13 protein-coding genes and 1 pseudogene are annotated in these 19,639 nt (G+C 74.7%); 7 read left to right on the top strand and 7 right to left on the bottom strand.

Annotated features, from left to right (window positions below):
- Position 1 precedes the first annotated feature (1 nt).
- The 6 genes from ACZ7G1_RS21025 to ACZ7G1_RS21000 all read left to right on the top strand — a co-directional run bounded on the left by ACZ7G1_RS21025 (position 2) and on the right by ACZ7G1_RS21000 (position 7,248).
- A complete protein-coding gene (locus tag ACZ7G1_RS21025) occupies positions 2-1,801 on the top strand; it encodes a YfjP family GTPase (protein ID WP_470872863.1) in 1,800 nt (599 codons plus the stop codon).
- A 174-nt stretch (positions 1,802-1,975) separates the two neighbouring features.
- Positions 1,976-2,494: a single-stranded DNA-binding protein gene (locus tag ACZ7G1_RS21020; protein WP_470872865.1), complete on the top strand. Its 519-nt coding sequence runs from the start codon at positions 1,976-1,978 to the stop codon at positions 2,492-2,494.
- A 223-nt stretch (positions 2,495-2,717) separates the two neighbouring features.
- Positions 2,718-4,151 (top strand): Cys-Gln thioester bond-forming surface protein, encoded by a 1,434-nt coding sequence (locus tag ACZ7G1_RS21015; RefSeq protein WP_470872867.1) that lies wholly within the window; start codon positions 2,718-2,720, stop codon positions 4,149-4,151.
- Between the two features lie 321 nt (positions 4,152-4,472).
- Positions 4,473-6,137: an energy-dependent translational throttle protein EttA gene (ettA, locus tag ACZ7G1_RS21010; protein ID WP_470872869.1), complete on the top strand. Its 1,665-nt coding sequence runs from the start codon at positions 4,473-4,475 to the stop codon at positions 6,135-6,137.
- A gap of 5 nt (positions 6,138-6,142) precedes the next feature.
- A complete protein-coding gene (locus ACZ7G1_RS21005; RefSeq protein WP_470872871.1) occupies positions 6,143-6,577 on the top strand; it encodes an acyl-CoA thioesterase in 435 nt (144 codons plus the stop codon).
- Positions 6,574-7,248: a DUF8010 domain-containing protein gene (locus ACZ7G1_RS21000; protein ID WP_470872873.1), complete on the top strand. Its 675-nt coding sequence runs from the start codon at positions 6,574-6,576 to the stop codon at positions 7,246-7,248. Before ACZ7G1_RS21005 ends, ACZ7G1_RS21000 begins: the two co-directional genes overlap by 4 nt.
- A 5-nt stretch (positions 7,249-7,253) precedes the next feature.
- On the opposite strand, the gene ACZ7G1_RS20995 is transcribed toward ACZ7G1_RS21000, so the two are convergent.
- The 5 genes from ACZ7G1_RS20995 to ACZ7G1_RS20975 form a co-directional block, all read right to left on the bottom strand.
- The gene (locus tag ACZ7G1_RS20995; RefSeq protein WP_470872875.1) at positions 7,254-7,853 is read right to left on the bottom strand and encodes a hypothetical protein; all 600 of its coding nucleotides are present in this window, start codon (positions 7,851-7,853) and stop codon (positions 7,254-7,256) included.
- An 80-nt stretch (positions 7,854-7,933) separates the two neighbouring features.
- The gene (locus tag ACZ7G1_RS20990) at positions 7,934-8,905 is read right to left on the bottom strand and encodes an ABC transporter ATP-binding protein (RefSeq protein WP_470872877.1); all 972 of its coding nucleotides are present in this window, start codon (positions 8,903-8,905) and stop codon (positions 7,934-7,936) included.
- The gene (locus ACZ7G1_RS20985) at positions 8,902-11,709 is read right to left on the bottom strand and encodes an FtsX-like permease family protein (protein WP_470873352.1); all 2,808 of its coding nucleotides are present in this window, start codon (positions 11,707-11,709) and stop codon (positions 8,902-8,904) included. The genes ACZ7G1_RS20990 and ACZ7G1_RS20985 overlap by 4 nt, the downstream gene beginning before the upstream one ends.
- Positions 11,710-11,843: 134 nt before the next feature.
- A complete protein-coding gene (locus tag ACZ7G1_RS20980; protein WP_470872879.1) occupies positions 11,844-15,212 on the bottom strand; it encodes an FtsX-like permease family protein in 3,369 nt (1,122 codons plus the stop codon).
- A gap of 205 nt (positions 15,213-15,417) precedes the next feature.
- Entirely contained in the window at positions 15,418-15,822 is a 405-nt protein-coding gene (locus ACZ7G1_RS20975) for a globin (protein ID WP_470872881.1), read from the bottom strand.
- A 132-nt stretch (positions 15,823-15,954) separates the two neighbouring features.
- Between ACZ7G1_RS20975 and ACZ7G1_RS20970 the strand changes: the two are divergent.
- A pseudogene (locus ACZ7G1_RS20970) lies at positions 15,955-16,947 on the top strand (methyltransferase domain-containing protein).
- Here ACZ7G1_RS20970 and ACZ7G1_RS20965 read toward each other — a convergent pair.
- A complete protein-coding gene (locus ACZ7G1_RS20965) occupies positions 16,928-18,262 on the bottom strand; it encodes an FHA domain-containing protein (protein ID WP_470872883.1) in 1,335 nt (444 codons plus the stop codon). The pseudogene ACZ7G1_RS20970 and the gene ACZ7G1_RS20965 sit on opposite strands and share 20 nt — an antisense overlap.
- A 41-nt stretch (positions 18,263-18,303) precedes the next feature.
- Positions 18,304-19,638 (bottom strand): vWA domain-containing protein, encoded by a 1,335-nt coding sequence (locus tag ACZ7G1_RS20960; protein WP_470872885.1) that lies wholly within the window; start codon positions 19,636-19,638, stop codon positions 18,304-18,306.
- Position 19,639: the final 1 nt, after the last annotated feature.

Raw genomic sequence — 19,639 nt, 5'->3', positions numbered from 1 at the left:
CGTGGTGGATGACCGTCCCGGCCGCGGCCGGGGGAGCTGGGACGACGGGCTGATCGCGCGGCGGGCGAGCGACCGGGCCCCCGTCAAGGACGAGCTGCCCGGGGGAGAGGCGCCGGAGGAGGACACGCTGCCGCCGCTCGGCGGGAGTTACGGCGGCCCGCTCCGTACCCGCCTCGACGCCCTCCACGAGCTCGTCGGCCTCTCACGCACGCGCGTGGAGAGCGACGCGCTCGCCGAGGCCGGGCGCGTCCTCGACGAGGCCGCGGCCCGGCAGCGGCTCTCCTCACGGCACACCGTCATCGCCATCGCCGGGGCCACCGGAAGCGGCAAGTCCACGCTGTTCAACGCCCTCGCGGGCGTCCCCGTCTCCGAGACGGGCCTGCGCCGCCCCACCACCTCCGCGCCCATCGCGCTCAGCTGGTCCGAAGGCGCGGCGGGGCTCCTCGACCGGCTCGCCGTGCCCGGCAGGCTGCGCCGCCGCCCCCTCGCGGGCGGCGCAGGCGACACCGAACTCCAGGGGCTGGTCCTCATCGACCTGCCCGACCACGACTCGGCGGTCACCGCCCACCGTGACCAGGTCGACCGGGTCCTCGGCCTCGTCGACGCCGTCATCTGGGTGGTCGATCCGGAGAAGTACGCGGACGCCGCCCTCCACGAGCGCTACCTCAGGCCGCTCGCCGGCCACGCCGAGGTCACCTTCGTCGTCCTCAACCAGATCGACCGGCTCGGCACCGAGGCCGCCGACCTCGTCCTGGACGACCTCCGCCGCCTCCTCGACGAGGACGGGGTGGCCCTCGGCGAGCACGGGGAACCCGGCGCCACCGTCCTCGCCGTCTCCGCGCTCACCGGCGAGGGCGTACCCGAACTGCGCGAACTCGTCGCCCGGTTCGTCCAGGAACGCACCGCTCCCGAGCGCCGGCTCGCCGCCGACGTCGACGCGGCCGCGGCCCGGCTGCGCACGGCGTACGTCGCCGACGGGCGTTCCGGCCTCGACGAACGCGCCCGGGAGGCCTTCACGGACCGGCTCGCGGTCGCCGTCGGCGCCGAGGCCGCCGGGGAGGCCGCCGAACGGGTCTGGCGCCGGGGCGCCATCCGCGCCTGCGGCACCCCCTGGCTGCGGCTCTACCGCCGTTACGAGCGGATGCGCGAGCACGGCTCCACCGACCCGCGCCTGGCCGCCCCCGTCGAGGAGGAGCTGACGGCACGCCAGCGCGTGGAGCAGGCCGTACGGATCGTCGCCGACGAGGCCTCGCGCGGGCTGCCCGCCCCCTGGGCGCAGGCCGTGCGCGAGGCGGCGGAACGCGGCGCGGACGGACTGCCGGAGGCCCTCGACGAGCTCACGGTCACCATCGGCGACGCCGCGGCCCGGCCGCCCCGGCCCGCCTGGTGGCCCGCCGCCGTCCTCGCACAGGTGGTGATGACGCTGCTGCAGGTCTTCGGCGCGCTCTGGCTCGTGGGCCAGATCATCGGAGTCGTACCGCCGGGCCTGCTGCCGCCGGTCCTCGTCATGCTCGGCGGCATCATCGGCGGGCCGCTCGTCGAATGGGCCTGCGAGGGCGCCGTCAAGGGCCCGGCCCACCGCTACGGCCAGGAAGCCGAACGCCGGCTGCGCGAGGCCGCCGCCGCGACCGGCCGCGCCCGCGTCCTCGACCCGGTCGCCGCCGAGCTCATGCGCTACCGCGAAGTGCGCGAGCAGTACGCCACGGTGGTCGGCGGCCGCCCGGCCGCCCGGGTCGTCGGCGGCGGCCGCATGGGTACGACGAGGCTCGGCGCGACCCGGGCGGGGGCGCGCGGGAGGTAGCGCGAGCAGGTCTCTCCGCCCGCCGGTATCCCCCTGGCGGGTGGGGGAGTTGTCCCCAATCGCCTGCTTGTCCACAGGTCTCGGCGCGCTTTCCCGGAACGCCCCAACATGGTGCCGACGCGGAAAGCGGCAGCCGAAGGACGGCTGAGGAGACAGGGGAAGCGGGGACGGGCCATGAACGAGACGACGGTGACGCTGGTCGGCAACGTGGCGACGGCGGTGGAGTACCGGGACACGGCGGCGGGCGGGGTGGCCAGGTTCCGGTTCGCGGTGAGCGCGCGCCGCTGGGACCGGGAGCAGGGGGCCTGGTCGGACGGGCCGACCAGCTTCTACACGGTGTCGGCCTGGCGGGCGCTCGGCGCCAACCTCGCGGCCTCCGTATCGGTCGGGGAACCGCTGGTGGTGCACGGCCGGTTGAAGGTGCGGGAGGACGAGCGCGACGGGCAGCGCAAGACCTTCGTGGACGTCGCGGCGGTCGCCGTGGGCCACGACCTGAGCCGGGGCACGGCGGCCTTCCGCCGGGCGGCCAGGCCGGACCCCGAACTCCGGGCCGACGGCGCACTCCAGGCGCGGGCGGAAGCGTCGCCGGAAACATCGCCGGGAGCATCGCCCGGAGCGCCGCCGGGGGACGGGAAGGACCCGTGGGACGTGGCCGCGGAGGAGGCGACGACGCGCTTGGTGACCGCCTCCTGACCATGCGTCGTGGGGATTTGTCGACCAACTCGCCGAGTGGATAACGATTCCGAGACGGAATGGTTATCTGAACGTATGACAGGGCACCCGGGCGTTCCGCGTCCCTAGGATTCCCGGGTACTCGTGTGGCACGTGAGCCCATCGAGTCTGTGAGTCTGCTGGCGTGCGCTCCCCCCACGTGAATCGACCAAGTTCGCGGAGCTGCCGCCCGGAGGGGAATCCAATGTTTTCTGTTCGTGGGCGGGGCATTGCTCGCCGCCTTGCCACTGCCACCCTGGTCTCGGGCCTGGTCGCCGCCGGCGCGATAGGCATCGCGGGACCGGCCGCGGCCGATGACGCGCCGGGCGCGAGCGGTGGCGCGACCGCCACGCTCGGCTCGCTGAAGATCTCCGACACGGTGACGTACGTCGAGAAGGTCAACGGCGAGGACCGGGTCCGCGAGACCGGTGCCGGCCTCTTCGAGATGAAGGTCGAGAACGGCGGCAAGCTGCAGACCTACTGCATCGACTTCCGTACCGGCGCGCGCGAGGGCTACAAGTACAAGGAGGTCGGCTGGGACCAGTCGTCCCTCCACAACAACCCCGACGCGGGCAAGATCCTCTGGATCCTGGAGAACTCCTACCCGAACGTCTCGGTCGCCGACCTCGCCGCGAAGACCGGCATCGAGGGCCTGGACGAGGACACCGCCGCCGCCGCCACGCAGGCCGCGATCTGGCACTTCTCGGACAAGATCGACGCCACCCCGAACGACGCGCAGGGCAAGAAGCTCACCGCCTACCTCCTCGAGAAGGCCACCACGGTCCAGGAGCCCAAGGCCTCCCTGAGCCTGTCCCCGGCCTCCCTCGGCGGCGGCAAGGCCGGCGACCGCGTCGGCCCGTTCAAGGTCGGCACCAACGCCTCCGAGGCCGTCCTCTCGATGGTTCCGGGCGCCCCCGCCGGCGTCGGCGTGGTCGACAAGGACGGCAAGGCCGTCACCAAGGCCAAGAACGGCGACGAGGTCTTCGTCGACGTCCCGGCCGGCACCCCCGACGGCACGGCCGACATCAAGGCCGAGGCCACCACGAAGGTCCCGCTCGGCCGCGCGTTCGTCAGCGCCGAGAAGAAGAGCCAGACCATGATCCTGGCCGGCTCCAGCGACTCCACCGTCACCGCGACGGCCAGCGCCTCCTGGGCCAAGAAGGGTGCCGTCCCGGCCGTCACGGTCGCCAAGGACTGCGCCAAGGGCGGCCTGGAGATCATCGCCTCCAACACCGGTGACGAGCCCTGGACCTTCGACCTGAAGGGCAGCTCGTACACGATCGCCGCGGGCGAGACCAAGACCATCACGCTCCCGGTCGCCGAGGACGAGGCCTACAACTTCACGATCACCGGCCCGAACAAGTTCTCGGAGACCTTCGAGGGCGTTCTCGACTGCAAGACGGCCACCCCCGGCCCGACGCCGTCCGAGACCCCCTCCACCTCCCCCTCGGTCGAGCCCTCCCCGTCCACCCCCGGCACCACGGGTGGCACCACCGGCTCCACCACCGGCGGCGGCGACCTCGCCGAGACCGGTAGCTCCAACGCCACCCCGATGATCGCCGGCATCGCCGCCGCGCTCGTCGTCGTCGGCGGCGGCGCCGTCTTCTTCCTCCGCAAGAAGAAGGCCGCCGGCCAGTAATCCCGGCCCCTCGGTGCCGGGCCCTGCGCCCGGCACCCCGGGGTGCCCCGCACCCCACCCGACCCCGGCCCGCCCCGCGCGCGCCGGGGTCGCCCCTTGTCCGCCCCACGCCGTCCGCCCACGCCGTCCGCCCACGCCGTCCGCACCCACGCCGTCCGCCCCGCGCCCGCCCACGCCCCGATTCCGCCCCCTACCGCCCGGTACGCGCCCCGCGCGACCCGGTTCGCGGCCCGGCTCCCGGGTCACCGGTTTCCGCCCGGGGGTGGCGGTCAGGCAAGATGGGGTGTATCTGCCCACTCACTCTTTGCCGGACGGTTTCTCTTGGCTGAGTACATCTACACGATGCGCAAGGCGCGCAAGGCGCACGGCGACAAGGTCATCCTGGATGACGTGACGCTGAGCTTCCTGCCGGGCGCGAAGATCGGTGTGGTCGGCCCGAACGGTGCCGGTAAGTCCACCGTTCTGAAGATCATGGCGGGCCTGGAGCAGCCGTCGAACGGTGACGCGTTCCTGTCGCCTGGCTTCTCCGTCGGCATCCTGATGCAGGAGCCGAAGCTCGACGAGACGAAGACCGTCCTGGAGAACGTCCAGATGGGCGCCGCCGAGACCATGGAGAAGCTGCGGCGCTTCAACGAGGTCGCGGAGCTCATGGCGACGGACTACTCCGACGCGCTCCTGGACGAGATGGGCAAGCTCCAGGAGGACCTGGACCACGCCAACGCCTGGGACCTCGACACGCAGCTGGAGCAGGCCATGGACGCCCTGGGCTGCCCGCCCGGCGACTGGCCCGTCACCAACCTCTCCGGTGGCGAGAAGCGCCGCGTGGCGCTCTGCAAGCTGCTCCTGGAGGCCCCCGACCTGCTGCTCCTCGACGAGCCCACCAACCACCTCGACGCCGAGTCGGTGAACTGGCTGGAGCAGCACCTCGCGCAGTACAAGGGCACCGTCGTGGCCATCACCCACGACCGGTACTTCCTCGACAACGTGGCCGAGTGGATCCTGGAGCTCGACCGCGGTCGCGCCCACCCGTACGAGGGCAACTACTCCACCTACCTGACCAAGAAGTCCGAGCGGCTCAAGGTCGAGGGCCAGAAGGACGCCAAGCGCGCCAAGCGGCTCAGGGAAGAGCTCGAGTGGGTGCGGTCCAACGCCAAGGGCCGTCAGGCCAAGTCGAAGGCCCGTCTCGCCCGCTACGAGGAGATGGCGGCCGAGGCCGACAAGATGCGGAAGCTGGACTTCGAGGAGATCCAGATCCCGCCGGGCCCGCGCCTGGGCTCCATCGTCGTCGAGGTCGAGAACCTCTCGAAGGCCTTCGGCGACAAGGTCCTCATCGACGACCTGAGCTTCACCCTGCCCCGTAACGGCATCGTCGGCGTCATCGGCCCGAACGGCGCCGGCAAGACCACGCTCTTCAAGATGCTCCAGGGTCTGGAGACCCCGGACTCCGGCTCCGTCAAGGTCGGCGAGACCGTCAAGATCTCGTACGTCGACCAGAGCCGCGCCAACATCGACCCGAAGAAGACGCTGTGGGCCGTCGTCTCCGACGAGCTCGACTACATCAACGTCGGCCACGTCGAGATGCCCTCCCGCGCCTACGTCTCCGCGTTCGGCTTCAAGGGCCCGGACCAGCAGAAGCCGGCCGGCGTGCTCTCCGGCGGTGAGCGCAACCGTCTGAACCTGGCGCTCACCCTGAAGCAGGGCGGCAACCTGCTGCTCCTCGACGAGCCCACCAACGACCTCGACGTCGAGACCCTGTCCTCGCTCGAGAACGCGCTCCTGGAGTTCCCGGGTGCGGCCGTGGTCATCTCCCACGACCGCTGGTTCCTGGACCGGGTCGCCACGCACATCCTCGCGTACGAGGGCGAGTCGAAGTGGTTCTGGTTCGAGGGCAACTTCGAGTCGTACGAGAAGAACAAGATCGAGCGCCTCGGCGCGGACGCCGCCCGTCCGCACCGTGCCACGTACAAGAAGCTGACCCGAGGCTGAGGTCCGTGACGAGGCACATCTACAGCTGTCCCCTCCGCTGGTCGGACATGGACGCCTTCGGGCACGTCAACAACGTCGTCTTCCTGCGGTACCTGGAAGAGGCGCGGATCGACTTCATGTTCCGGCTGGCGCCGGGGGACGGTTCCCCCTCGTTCTCGGGCGGGTCCGTCGTGGCCCGGCACGAGATCGACTACGTGCGGCCGCTGGTCCACCGGCACGAGCCGGTGACCATCGAGTCGTGGGTCACGAAGATAGGCGCGGCGTCGCTGACGATCGCGTACGAGGTGAAGGACGCCGTAGGCTCAGACGTGACCTACGTCCGCGCGTCCACGGTCGTCGTGCCCTTCGACCTGGAGGCCCAGCGTCCGCGGCGGATCAGCGCCGAGGAGCGGAGCTTCCTCGAGGAGTTCGTGGACGACGGGATGTCCGCCGCCGCATGACCGTCCTCGCACCGCTCCACTTCGACGACGCGAGGGAGGCGGCGGCCCTCGCCGCCTTCCTGACCCGGCTCGTCCACTACGACCGGGCCGCCGCCGTCCGCCTGCAGGCCGGCGGCGGGGCGCTGGCCGTCTTCGGACGGCCGGCGTCCTTCGAGGTGCTCGCGATCCGCACGGCCCGCCTCGTCGACGCCGTGGACCTCGACGTCACCGTCTCCGCCGGCGAACTCCTCGAAGGCATCGAGGAGTCGGCCGGCAAGGCGGTCGTCCCGGACACCGTGACGGGACCGCCCTGGGCGGGCGTCCTGCCCCCGCGTACCGGCTGGCGGCCCGTCGAGGGGCTGCCGGGCGCCGCCGAGATGCGGGGCGCGGTCGCGGCCGCCGTCGCCGAGTTCCGGGCGCGGGACGAGGCGCTGCCCGAGGAGCTCCGTACCAGGGCCGAGCGTGACCGCATCGGCCACGACATCTGGTCCCGCACCCTCGGCGCCACCGGCCTGCCCCTGCGCGCCGTGCACGCCGCGCAGTCCCTGGGCTTCCTCCCGCCGGCGGACCGGCCCGGACAGCCCGGGGCCGTCGCGCTCTACGCCTCCGGCCCCTGGCTCCGCCTGCGCACCCCGTACGGCTCCATCGCCCTGCGTACGGCCCCGATGTCCCTGGCGGTCGCCCCGCGCTGACGGCCTCACCGGCCCGACGGGCCGACCCGGCCCTCCCGCGCGACGGCGATCACCGAGAGGGCGGCGGCGAGGGCGAGCAGGCCGACGGGGATGACGGGGGAGCCGTGGGCCTGGTTGCGGCTCGCGAGGACGGGGTCCATGCGGTGGCGGGGGTCGTACGCGATGCGGACCGGGGTGCCCGACGAGCCGATGCGTTCCTCGGCTGAGAAGTCGCCCGGGTAGCCGCCGGCGCAGTCGAGGGTGTGGTGGAAGAGGGTCTTGGCCTCCGGCGCGCCCTCGCCGAAGGTGGGGTGATGGGTCACCCGGACCTCGCCGACGACGACGCAGTCGGTGACGGCGGTGCGGACCGTGGAGTCACGGGCCTCCACCCAGACCGCGACGAGTCCCGCGACGATCAGGACGGCGGCGGCGATGCTGCCGCCCTCGCGGAAGAGCGCGTTGTGCGCGAAGAGGGCCGCGACGGTGAGCACGAGGGCGCCCGCGAGGCCGAACACGGTGGGGAGCCCGTACGGGCCGCGGAGGTTCCAGTCCGTCCACCGCCAGAGGAGCGCTCCCGCCGCGGCGGGCACGGCGAGCGCCCCCGCGTACGACACGGCCTTGCCCATGGGTCCCCCTCTCCGTGGGCGGGGACGCCCCCGACCGGGTACGCGGTTGCGCCGGCGCCCGTACCTCCGAGCGGTCGGTCTCAGTGCTCCACGTCGTCCGGCCAGACCCCGATGTGGTCCTGTTCGAGTTCGAGGGCGACGCGGTGCTCCATGCCGAGGGCGTGGGTGTACTCGGCGGGGAGCTGGAGGCGGCCGGCGCGGTCGAGCATGGCGTACTCGCGGGCGACGAGGGATTCCTGGCCGAGTTCGTCGACCTCGGTGCGGCGCAGCACCTCGGAGGAGGTGCGGCCGTCGCGGATGGCGACGGTGCGGCGGACCTCGGAGGCGACGGCCTGGTCGTGGGTGACGATGACGATGGTCGTGCCGAGTTCCTCGTTGGCGCGGCGGAAGGCGGCGAAGACCTGTTCGCCGGTGGCCGAGTCGAGCTCGCCGGTGGGTTCGTCGGCGAGGAGGACGGACGGGTTGTTGGCGAGGGCGACGGCGATGGCCACGCGCTGCTGCTGGCCGCCGGAGAGCTGGTGGGGGCGGCGGTCGCGGACCTCGGAGATGCCGAGCATGGCGAGGAGTTCCTCGGCGCGCTGCGTCTTCTGCTTCGACCGGCCGCGCAACTGCATGGGCAGGGCGACGTTCTGGGCGGCCGTCAGATAGGGGAGGAGGTTGCGGGCGGTCTGCTGCCAGACGAAGCCGACGACCTCGCGGCGGTAGCGCAGCCGGGCCTTGCCGTCCATGGCGAGCAGGTCGCAGCCGGCCACCCGGGCGGCGCCGGCGGTCGGCACGTCGAGGCCGGCGAGGATGTTCATCAGGGTCGACTTGCCGGAGCCGGAGGCGCCGACGAGCGCCATCAACTCGCCCTCCTTCACGAGGAGGTCGAGTCCCTGGAGCGCCTGCACCTCGACGCCGTCCGTGGTGAAGATCCGGACGAGCCGGTCGCAGGCGATGAGCGCGTCGTGCCCGTACGAGGGCCGGTCGCGCCGCGCGTTGGCCCGGCGCTCCAGCTCCTCCAGGGTGGTGTCAGCACCCGTACCGGGAAGGGTCGTACCGGTGTCCGTCATCGTGCGTCTCCTGCCCTGAGTTCCTTGATCGAGCCCCTGCGCCCCGCCCACCAGGCCTGTCCGGCCGCCGCAAGCCCCGTCATGAGGATGACGCCGAGCGCGGGCAGCACCAGCGACCACGGGTCGGCCCGCAGCGGGGCGCTGTCCAGCGGGGCGAGCCCCGGTGCCGTCGCGAGCGCCAGCCGGAAGAGGTCGATGCCCGGGGCGAGCAGCGGGACCGTGGCCCAGCCGACCAGGATGCCGCCGACGGCGGCGAGGACGGCCTGCGGCAGTGCTTCGAGGCCGAGCAGCCGCCGGCCCTGCTTGCGGGTGAGCCCCATCGTCCGGAGCCGGGCGAGGAGCTTGGTGCGTTCGGGCGCGCTCTGCATGAGGGAGAGCAGGACGGCGACCATCGCGAAGCCGGCGCCGGCGCCGATCGCGCCCAGGTAGATGGCCTCGGCCCCCGACTGGAGCGGGGAGTCCACATAGGTGGACCGTTCCTCGGCGCGCGTCGTCACGGTGAAGTCGGTGGCCTCGGAGGAGGCCTTCACGGCGGCCCGGAGGGCGGCGCCGTCCGGGGAACCGGTGACGAGGAGCGTGGTGGCGGCCCGGCGGGTGAGGTCGGCGCCGTTGACGAGGAGGAAGTCGGCGCCGTCGACGGCCGGGGTCGAGGAGCGGACGGCGACCGCCTTCACGCGGAAGGTGCCGGCCGCCGACACGATCTCCAGCGGCGTGCGGCCGAGCCGTTCGGCGACCGAGGGCGAGGCGATGGCGGGCAGCACCCGCTCGGTGTCCCCGACGGCGTCCGGCCCGCCGCGCCCGGTGGAGGCGAGCAGTCCGGCCGGGAAGGCGCCGAAGCCGGTGCGCCGCGCGAGCCGTGCGTACGAGTCGGGCTCGACGCCCACGAGCTGCGCGGTCATCGGCAGGGCCGAGGTGCCCTGCACGGACGGCATCGACACCCCGTACTCGACCTGGACCGAGGCCACGTCCCGGACGCCCGCCGTGGAGCGCACCTTCTCGGTGAGGCCCTCGGGCAGCGGCGTCCATTCGACGGAGCCGTCGACGCGGGCGTCGGCGCCGGTGGCCAGGAGCGCGGCCCGGTCGCGGGCGTCGGCGACGCCGGCGATCACGGAGCCGCCGAAGGCCGCCGTGGTGAGCGCGAGGACCAGGGCGAGCAGCGGGAGGGTGCCGGTCGAGGAGGAGCGTCCGGCGCGGGCCAGCGCGAGCGGTCCGACGGCCCCGCGCAGCCGGCGGGCGGGCCTGGCCGCCCAGCGCAGCGGCAGCGGATAGATCCGTACGAGCAGCATGGCGGCGATCAGGCCGACGAGCACGGGTGCGGCGCTCACCAGGTGGTCGCCGGTGTCGGCGGTGCCGCGCAGCCGCAGCGAGGCGACGGCGCCGACGGCGAGGACGAGCGCGGTGAGTTCGAGGACGGTGCGGCGCCGGGAGGGGCGGGCGGTGAGCAGGTCGTCCCGTCCGCCGTGCAGGCGCGGGGTGCGGTGCACGACGACCGCCCGCAGGGGCAGCACGAGCATCGCGAGCAGGGCGACGCCGGTGGCGGCGAGGACGGACGGGGCGAGCGGGATGCCGCCGGCGCCGCCGTCCGGGCCGCGTACGGTGACCACCGCGAGGCCGAGGGCGAGGGCGGCGGCCGGTACGGCGACCGCCGAGGTCTCGCCGAGCAGCCGCAGGCCGATGCCGGTGAGCGAGGCGCCGCGGGAGCGGATCAGCGCGAGCTCGCTGTCCCGGCGGGTGACGAACAGGCCGCCGGTCATGGCGAGGACGACCGCGGCGACGGCGCCGACGCCGAAGACGGCGACGGCCACCACCGGGTTGATCGCGTCGCGCATCGAGCGGTACGAGCCGACGATCGTGTCGAGCTCGGTGCGCACGGAGCCGGTGGGCCCGACGACGCGGCGCAGCTTGGCCAGGTCGGGGCCGCTGCCGACGGAGTCGAGGGCGGCGGCGAGCCGGTCGGTGTCGCGGGTGGTGAGGTGGTCGGGGGCCGGGGTGAACCGGAAGAAGACCTCCGGGTCGCCGAGGGTGGCGAGCAGCGCGGGCGCCGACTGGGGGGAGACGAGCAGCGCCCCCTGCCAGTAGTACTTCACCTCGTCGCCGACGAGCGCGGCGAGCGCGGGGGTGCGCAGGAGCGGCTCGACGGTCCAGTAGGCGTCCTCGGGGCCGCGCGGTTCGACGATCCCGGTGACGGTCACGGCGATCGGCTCGGCGCTGATCCGGCCCGGCACGTGCACGACGGAACCGGGCTTCAGGTGCAGGGACTCGGCGGTCTTCGTCGTCACCACGGCCTCGGGCCGGCGTGCCGTGCCGGCGGCCAGCCGGCCCTGGCGCAGGGTCGCGTGGGCGGTCAGCGAGGAGGGGGAGGAGAGGACGAGCTCGGGGGGAACCCCGTCGGGCTTGGGCAGCCACGGGTCGAGGCCCTTGACGCGGGTGACCGTGCGGACGCCGTGGACGGTCTGCCGGCCGTCGACGCGCAGCGGGTCGGGGAGCAGGGTGAGGACGGCGTCGTGCTGCTTGCGGAGCTCGTCGGGTGCCAGGCCCGCCTCGCGTTCGGCCTGGCTGCGTTCGAGGCCGGGCGCCTCGGCGGTCAGTTCGATGACGCTGTTGCGGGGTGCGGCGGTCCGGATGTCGTGGCGCAGGCCCTCGGTCTCGTACGCGTCCTCGGCGCGGGGCAGCGCCGCCGCGAGGTACGCGGTGACGAGCACGAGCAGGGCGAGCGACACGGCGGCCCAGGGCGCGGTCCGCAGCCGGGTCCGCACCCAGGGCGCCACGGCGCGGGCGGGCTTGTCGGGCCGGGACGGGGACATGTCGGGGGCCTTCCTGCGTACGGCGGGGGTGTCGCCCGCTCCGGTGGAGGGGCCGGCGGGTCCGGTGGCGGCGCCCGGCGCTCCGGTCGAGGGGCCGGAGGGGCCGGAGGGGCCGGAGGGGCCGGCGGCGGGCATCAGTGGTCCCCCTGGTGGCGCAGGGTCACGACGGGGTCGGTGCGGCGCAGGGCGATGGCGGCGACGATGGCCAGCGGCAGGGCGGCGACGCCGGCGAGGAGCAGGGCGACCTGGCCGAGGGGCAGTTCGACCAGGACCCCGGGGACGGGGCGGGCGGCCTGGCCGGTGAGGACGACGAGCGGGACGACGGCGCGGGCGAGGACGGTGCCGAGTCCGATGCCGACGAGCAGGCCGATGCCGATGAGGATGCCCTGTTCGGCGGCGATGAGCCGGGCGAGCCTGCGGCGCGGGGTGCCGAGGGCCTGGAGGACGCCGAACTCGGCGGACCGTTCCCGCATCGCGCCGGCCGAGCCGACGGCGAAGCCGACGGCGGCGAGCGCGGCGGCGGCGGCCGCGACCGCCATGAGGGCGGCGTTGGGTCCGGCGCCGAGCGGGTCGCCGAGGAGGTCGGCGGCGGCCTCGTCGCGTACCAGGACCTGGGCGGGGTCCGCGTTGGGGCGGGCGCGCAGGGCCGTGGCGACGGCGTCGGCGCGGCCGGGGGCGACGGTGAGCCACCACTCGGTGGGCGGCACGGTCGAGCTCTGCTCGGAGTCGGCGGCGAGGAAACGGTTGGCCGACGCCAGGTTCACGAGGAGCGCGCCGCCGTCCTCCGGGGTGGCGACGGGCGAGGTGGCGGACACGGTGCGGGCGCCGGGGCCGGTGGTCGGCAGTTCCTCGACGACCCGGCGGACGACGACTTCGAGCTGGCGGCCGTCGACGGACACCTCGATCGGCTCGCCGGTCTTGGCGCCGGTCGCCTTCATGAAGGCCTCGGTGGCCAGGGCGGGCAGGTTCTCGGGCGCCGTGGGCCGCAGGGCGTGCAGCCGGAGGGTGTACTCCTCCGGCTCCCAGTGGCTGTCGTCGGTGCCGCCGCCGGTGACGACGAACGGGACGGAGTACGGCGCCGGGCGCCCGCCGGGTCCCGCGGTCCCCGCCCTGCCGGTCACCGGGCCGCCGCCGCCCGGGTCGCCGAACTCGGTCTGCTCGAAGGCGGACGTCCAGGAGGCCAGGACCTGCCCGGGGGCGTGCACCCGCTCGGTGCCGTCCGGGCGCACGGTGGCGAAGCGCTCGACGTGGAGGGTCTGGGTGTGCGTCGAGCCGTCGGGGATCTGGCCGGTGGCCTCGATGCCGGTGAGGGTGAGCACGCCGCCGGAGCCGCGGCTTCCGTCGGTGCCGGGGCCCGCGGTCAGGGCGCCGAGGTCGAGGGTCAGCCGGTGGGTGCGGCCGTCGTACGGCAGGCTCCCGAGGAGCTGCTGGTACGGGATGCCGTTGGGGTCCTCCATGATGGCCGTCACCTTGCTCTCGGGCGTCCCGCCCGGGGCGACGGCCCGCAGGTCGACGGCGAGGGTGCGGGTGCCCGCCGGCAGCCGGAGCCCGGGCCGGGGGCTGGCCTTCGGGGTGAGCGGGGCGAGCAGCTCGGGGGCCGCGGCGCCGGTGAGGTCGGGGCGGAGGAGCAGGCCGGCGGCGGCCTTGCCGGTGTCCATGGCGAGGACAGTCGCGGACTTCCCGGCCACGTCCGTGGAGCCCCGGTAGACCGGGGCGACGGCGGTGACGCCCGGCACGGCGGCGAGCCGCTCGGTCTGGGTGGGTTCCCCGGGTCCGGCGCTCAGGACGCGGACGGCCGAGCCGGTACGGAAGTCGGCCTGGTCGCGCTGCGAGCGCTCCCACGAGCCGCTCTGCGCGATGGCCAGCATCCCCATCGCCACGGCGAGGACGAGCAGCAGGACGGGGCCCGCGCCGCGCAGCGGCCGGCGGCTGAACTGCCAGCCGGCCAGGGCGGCGGACAGACCGCGCCCGCCGGCCGCGCGCCGCTCGGCCAGCTTGGCGGCGGGCGGCAGCAGGCGCAGGGTCAGGACGGTGCCGGCGAGCAGGGCGAGCGCGGGCGCGGCGACGAGCACCGGGTCGATGGAGCCGCCGCCGGGTTCGTCGGTGCCGAGGGTGCCGCCCGCGGCGCCGGGCCGCTGCAGCTGCCAGTAGGCGACGCCCGCGATGGCGAGCAGGGCGAGGTCGGCCCCGGCCCGTACGGGAGCGGGCAGGGACGCCGAGCGGGCCTTGCGCAGCGAGACACCGGCCCCGTCACCGGCGGCGAGCGCGGGCGCGACGACGGCCGCCGCGCAGAGCAGGGCCACGGCGGCGGCGACCAGCCACACCTGGAGCGAGGGGGTCGTGTCGAGCCGGACGCCGAGCGAGGAGAGCGCGGAGCGGTCGGCGAAGAGCCGGGTCAGCGGTCCGGACAGGAGCGGCGCGGCGATCGCGGCCGGCAGCGCGAGCAGCAGCGCCTCGATGCCGGCGAGCCCGGCGATCCGGCGCCGCGAGCCGCCGCGGGCCCGCAGCAGGGCCGTCTCGCCGGAGCGCTCGGTGCTGAGCAGCCGGGCGACGAGCAGCAGCGCGTACGTGGCGAGCAGCACCAGCTGGACGGCGACGATCAGGAGCGTGGAGCGGGAGACGAGCAGCGCGCGCTGGGTCTGCTCCAGGGCGGTCGGCAGCGCGGTGGACGCGGAGATCGTGGTGCCGAAGGCCTCGGTGTCCTCGGCCAGCGCCTTGGGGCCCGAGGTCGCCGAGGCCCGCAGGGCGTCGATCCGGTCGGTGGTGAAGCCGGTGAAGTCGGCGGAGCCGAGCCAGGAGGTGGTGCCGGCGCTCAGCGCGCCCGCGCCGAGCACGGCCGGGTCGACGAGCAGCGGCCCGTACGTGGTGAACGCGACCGTCCGCACCCCGCGCCCGCCGGCCGGGTCGAGCTGCCAGTACAGGTCGGCGGTGTCGACCGGCCGGTAGACGCCGGTGATCCGGGTCTTCACCCGCCGCCCGTCGGCGAGCCGGTCACCGAGGTCGAGTACGGTCCCGGGGGCGACCCGCAGCCTCCGGGCCGCCTCCTCGGGCAGCGCCGACTCGACGACGCCGGCCGCCCGGGTCGCCGAGGGCCAGGCGCCCTTGACGAGGGTCAGCCGCGAGCGGTCGAGGGCGGCGAAGTGCGTCAGGTCCGGGTCGCCCTCGCGGGCCGCGGCCGACTGGAGGCCGCGGGGCAGCGCGTACGGCCCCGAGCGTTCGAGGCGCCGTACGGTGACCGGCAGTCCGTCGAAGGTCCGTCGCATCCCGTCGGTCACGGCCGCCTCGGCGCTCGCCCGCTTCGCCTCGGTCACCTGTCCGGTGACGAGCAGCGAGGCGGCGGCCGCCGAACGCCCCCGCAGTCCGGCCTGGAGCGCCGCGTCCCCGATCGCGCCGGAGAACGCGGCGAGGGTGGCGAGCACGGCGGTGGTCAGGAGCACCGCGAGGAGCGCCGCGGACAGCAGCAGCCGGTGCGCCCTGACACGCAGAAATACGAACCCCGTCACCCGTCCCCCTGGCCACCCTGATCACGGCGCGCACGCCGAACATTCGCCGAACGCCCCCGGAACTTCTCTCGGATGCTTTCAGAGTGCCCGTCCTGCTGGAAACCGCTTGCAGGCCGACCTTGATGCGATTGTGACCGTTATTCGGGGCCCGATCTCCGGAATGTGTCCGTCCATGACCGGCTCGGGTGCGGGGGGTGACGAAGTGTCAGCCGGCCGTGTTCACCATCGACGCCGCGGCGTACGTCAGGTAGTGCCAGAGCTCCGCCTCGTGGGCGGGGGAGAGGCCGAGCGTGTCCACGGCGTCGCGCATGTGCCGGAGCCAGGCGTCGTGGGCGGCCCGGTCGACGGTGAACGGAGCGTGGCGCATCCGGAGGCGCGGGTGGCCCCGGTGCTCGCTGTAGGTGCGGGGGCCGCCCCAGTACTGGATCAGGAAGAGGGCGAGCCGCTCCTCGGCGGGGCCGAGGTCCTCCTCGGGGTACATCGGGCGCAGCAGCGGGTCCCCGGCGACGCCCTCGTAGAAGCGGCGGACCAGGCGGCGGAAGGTCTCCTCGCCGCCGACCTGCTCGTAGAAGGTCTGCTCCTGCACTGTTTCCCCGGGAATCTCGTTCACCGTTCCATCGTCTCAGATGACCCGGCCCAGGACCGGAGGTCTAGGACCTGCCCCCGGCGGATCCGGCCGGGGCCGCGGCGGCCGCCCGGCGGAGCGCTCGCCGGGCCCGCCGCGCGGCGGGAGAGTGGAGACATGGGTGAACCGCGGGACGAGTTCGCCGAGCCCGGCGCGCGGGCCCGCCGGGCGCTCGTCCACGAGCTCGAGGCGGCGGGCGAGCTGGCCGACCCGGCCTGGCGGGCCGCCTTCGACGAGGTCCCGCGCCATCTCTTCGTCCCCTACTACTACGTCTCGGGCCCCGGCGGCTACGAGCGGCTCTGGTCCGGCGACCCCGACCCCGCGCGCCGGGAACGCTGGCTGCGCGGGGCCTACGACGACACGGCCGTCGCCACCCGGGTACGGGACGGGGAGCTGATCTCCTCCGCAAGCCAGCCCTCGCTGATGGCGTTGATGCTCCGCGCCCTCGACGTACGCGAAGGGCACGACGTCCTGGAGATCGGCGCCGGCACCGGCTAATACGCCGCCCTGCTCTGCCACCGGCTCGGCGACCGGCACGTCACCACCGTCGACCTGGACGAGGAGATCGCCGAGTCCGCCCGCACCCACCTCGCCGCCGCCGGACACCGCCCGGCCGTCCTCGCCGCCGACGGCGCCCGCGGCTGTCCGGAGCGCGCCCCCTACGACCGGATCGTCGCCACCTGCGCGGTGCCGTCGCTCCCGTCCCCCTGGCTCGCCCAGTGCCGCCCCGGCGCCCTGGTCCTCGCCCCGCTGTCCACCGGGCTCGTCCTGCTCCGGGTGCGCGACGGCACCCACGCCGAGGGCCGGTTCCTGGCGACCTCGGCGTACTTCGTGGCCCTCCGGGGCGTCGCCGCCCACCTCCCGCGCCGGGGACCGGCCGGGGACGAGGGCTTCCGCTTCCTCTGGGGGCTGGCCGGCGAGGCCCTGGACAGACGCGAAGCGCTCTCGCTCTGGCTGCGCGAGCGGCGGCCTGAGCGGGAGCGCTTCGGGGTGACGGTCAGCGGCGACCGGCAGTGGGCCTGGCTCGACGACCCGGCGGGGCCGTACGCCTGGCCCCTGCCGGTCGACGGCCGGGGCGGGTCCGGCGGGGTCAGCCCAGCCGGAGCGTGATCGTCGTCCAGGCGCCGACGTGCACCCGGTCGCCGTCCTGGAGCTGGACGGGCACGTACGGCTGGATCGGCTCCTCGCCGCCGTTGATCGTGGTGCCGTTGGTGGAGTTCTGGTCCACCACCGCCCACGAGCCGTCCGGCTGCTGCACGAGCACGGCGTGCTGGTGCGAGACGCCCGGGTCCTCCGGCGGCACCGACAGGTCGATGTCGGGCGACTCGCCGGTCGAGTGCCGGCGGCGCCCGATGGAGACCTGGTTGCCCTGGAGCGGCAGGTGCTTGTCCGGCGAGAACGCGGGCAGGTTGAGGCCCGAGGCCTCCGGCCCGCTCCGGTGCATCATCGCCATGAAGTACTCGCGGTCCGGACCGATCACCGCCGTCCACGTCAGCGGCTGCCGCGGCGGCTGGAACTGCTGCGGCGGCGGCCCCTGGGGCGCCTGATGCGCCTGGTGCGGCGGCGGTCCCTGGTGCTGCGGGGGCTGCGGCGCCTGCGGCTGCTGGTGCTGCGGGGCGGGCGGCTGCGACGGCGGGGACAGGACCCAGTCGTCGTCGGCGCGCGGCTGCGGCGGTGCGGGCGGTGCCGGCGCCTGGGCCGGGGCCTGGAGGTAGGCCGGCGGGGCCGGCGGCTGCTGGGTCCCGGGCTGCTGCATCGGCGGGCGCTGCGGCGGTGCCTGGTGGTGCGTGGGCTCGGCGCCCAGCGGCTCCGCCGGACGGTTCACCTGCGAGGGCCGCGAACCCTGGTAGCCGAACGGGTCCGGCTGCTGCTGCGCCGGCGGCGGGGGCGGCGGCGACTGGAAGCCCGGCGGCAGGTTCAGACCGGGCGGCGGCCCGGGCCGCTGCGCGGCCGGCGGGTTGTGCGGGGCCAGTGGCGTGTACGAGGTCGCCGTGTTCGTGAGGAAGTTCCAGCGGCACTCCTCGCAGAACGGCGCCATGTGCTCCCGCGGCGTCCGGCACTGCGGGCAGAGCTCCGCCTGCGCCGTCGCGTTCGGGTCACCCCCGGGCCCGAAGCCCCCGGGCGCACCGGGGCCGTCGAAGCCCCCCGGACCGCCGAAGCTGTGGGGCGCGCCGTGAGCACCCGGCGCACCGGGGCCGCCCTGCGCACCGGGGCCGCCCTGCGCACCGGGCCCGCCCTGCGCACCGGGCCCGTCGTAGGCGCCGGGCGGGTTCGGCGGGGGGCCGGGGTAGCCGTAGGCGGGGGGCGGCGGCGGGGGAGGCGGCGGTACGGCACCCGCAGGCGCACCCGCCCCGGCCATGCGATGGCCGCAGACCTCGCACCAGTCGTCGGAGACCGACTGGTGTCCGTTCGGGCAGGTCGGCATGTCGGTGCTTCCCCCTCTCGTCGTCCGGCCCGCTGGCCGGGCTACCTCTTGACGCGAACGGTCTTGGTGGAGCGGGTCTCGAGTGTCATCTCGTCCGCTTCCGCGACCTTCGCCTTCAAACGCACAGTACCGGTCGCCGCGTCGACGACGTCGACCACCTTCGAAAGCAGTTTCGCCGTATCCGCGTTGCCGGAGGCCGCCGCGAGCTGCACGGCGCGGCCCAGCTTGGCCGTCGCGCCGTCGTGATCGCCCGATTTGCGGGCATCGAGACCCTGCTGGATGACGTCCGCGAGCTCCGCCTGGCCCGTGTAGTGCGCGACCTGGGGGTTGATCGAGGTCGACATCGCGAGGTCGTCCGTCCACACCGCCCGTACCAGCCCTTGAGACAGCGGGCGGGGATCGCCGCCCGCCGGGTCGGGGGCGAGCAGCGAGACGCGGGCGGCGAGCATCTCCTGGCCGACGGCGGCCTGGGGGACCCGCACGCTGAGGTGGTAGTCGCGGGACTCGTCGCCCCAGGAACCCGTCGGGTAGTCCCCGGCGCGCGGACCGGCCTCGGTGCGCCGGCCGGTGAGGTCCTCGACGGTGGGCGCCACCTGCTTCACGAACACGATCTCGACGCCGACCGGGGTCCACACGCGGAGCGCGACGTCCGCCACGCCCTTGCCCATGGCGGTCTCCATCATCGACGTGAAGTCGGCGGCGAGACCGGCCGGGTCGGCGACGATGTCGGCGGTGCCGAGGAGCGCCGAGGCGATCCCGGTGACCTCCTTGACCTCCCAGTCGGTGCCGACCCCGCGCGCGTCGCAGGTGAAGCGGCCTGCGCAGTCGTCGAGCGCGGCCCGCAGCTCCTCCGGCGACTCGTGTTCGTTGCGGCCGTCGGTGAGGAGGATGCCGTGGCGGATGGACAGGTCGGCGGAGGAGAGCAGCCGGTCGGCGAGGCGCAGCCAGGTGCCGATGGCGGTGCCGCCGCCGGCGGAGAGGCGGCGCAGCGCGTCCTTGGCCTCGGCGCGGGTCCGGGCGTCGGCGACGGCGAGGCCGCCGTTGCCCGGGTAGACCTCCTGTGCCAGGTGGGTGCCGGCGACGACGGCGAAGGAGGTGCCGTCGCGCAGGGTGTCGACGGCCGCGGCGGTCGCCTCGCGGGCGCCGCGCATCTTGGTGGAGGGGTAGTCCATCGAGCCGGAGCAGTCGACCATGATCACGACGCCGGCGCCGCCACCGCCCGGGAGGCCCACGGGTCCGCCGAGGCCGCCGGTGCCGCCGCCGGTCGAGGTGACCGTGACGATCGCGTTGACCTCCCGGCCGCCCTCGGGCAGGAATTCGTTCTGGTAGACGTCCACCGAGAACCGCGGCACGGTCGACTTGGCGAAGTTGGCCATC

It is taken from the genome of Streptomyces sp. NPDC037273 (assembly GCF_055603625.1).
This window is presented reverse-complemented; position numbering and strand designations above follow the sequence as displayed.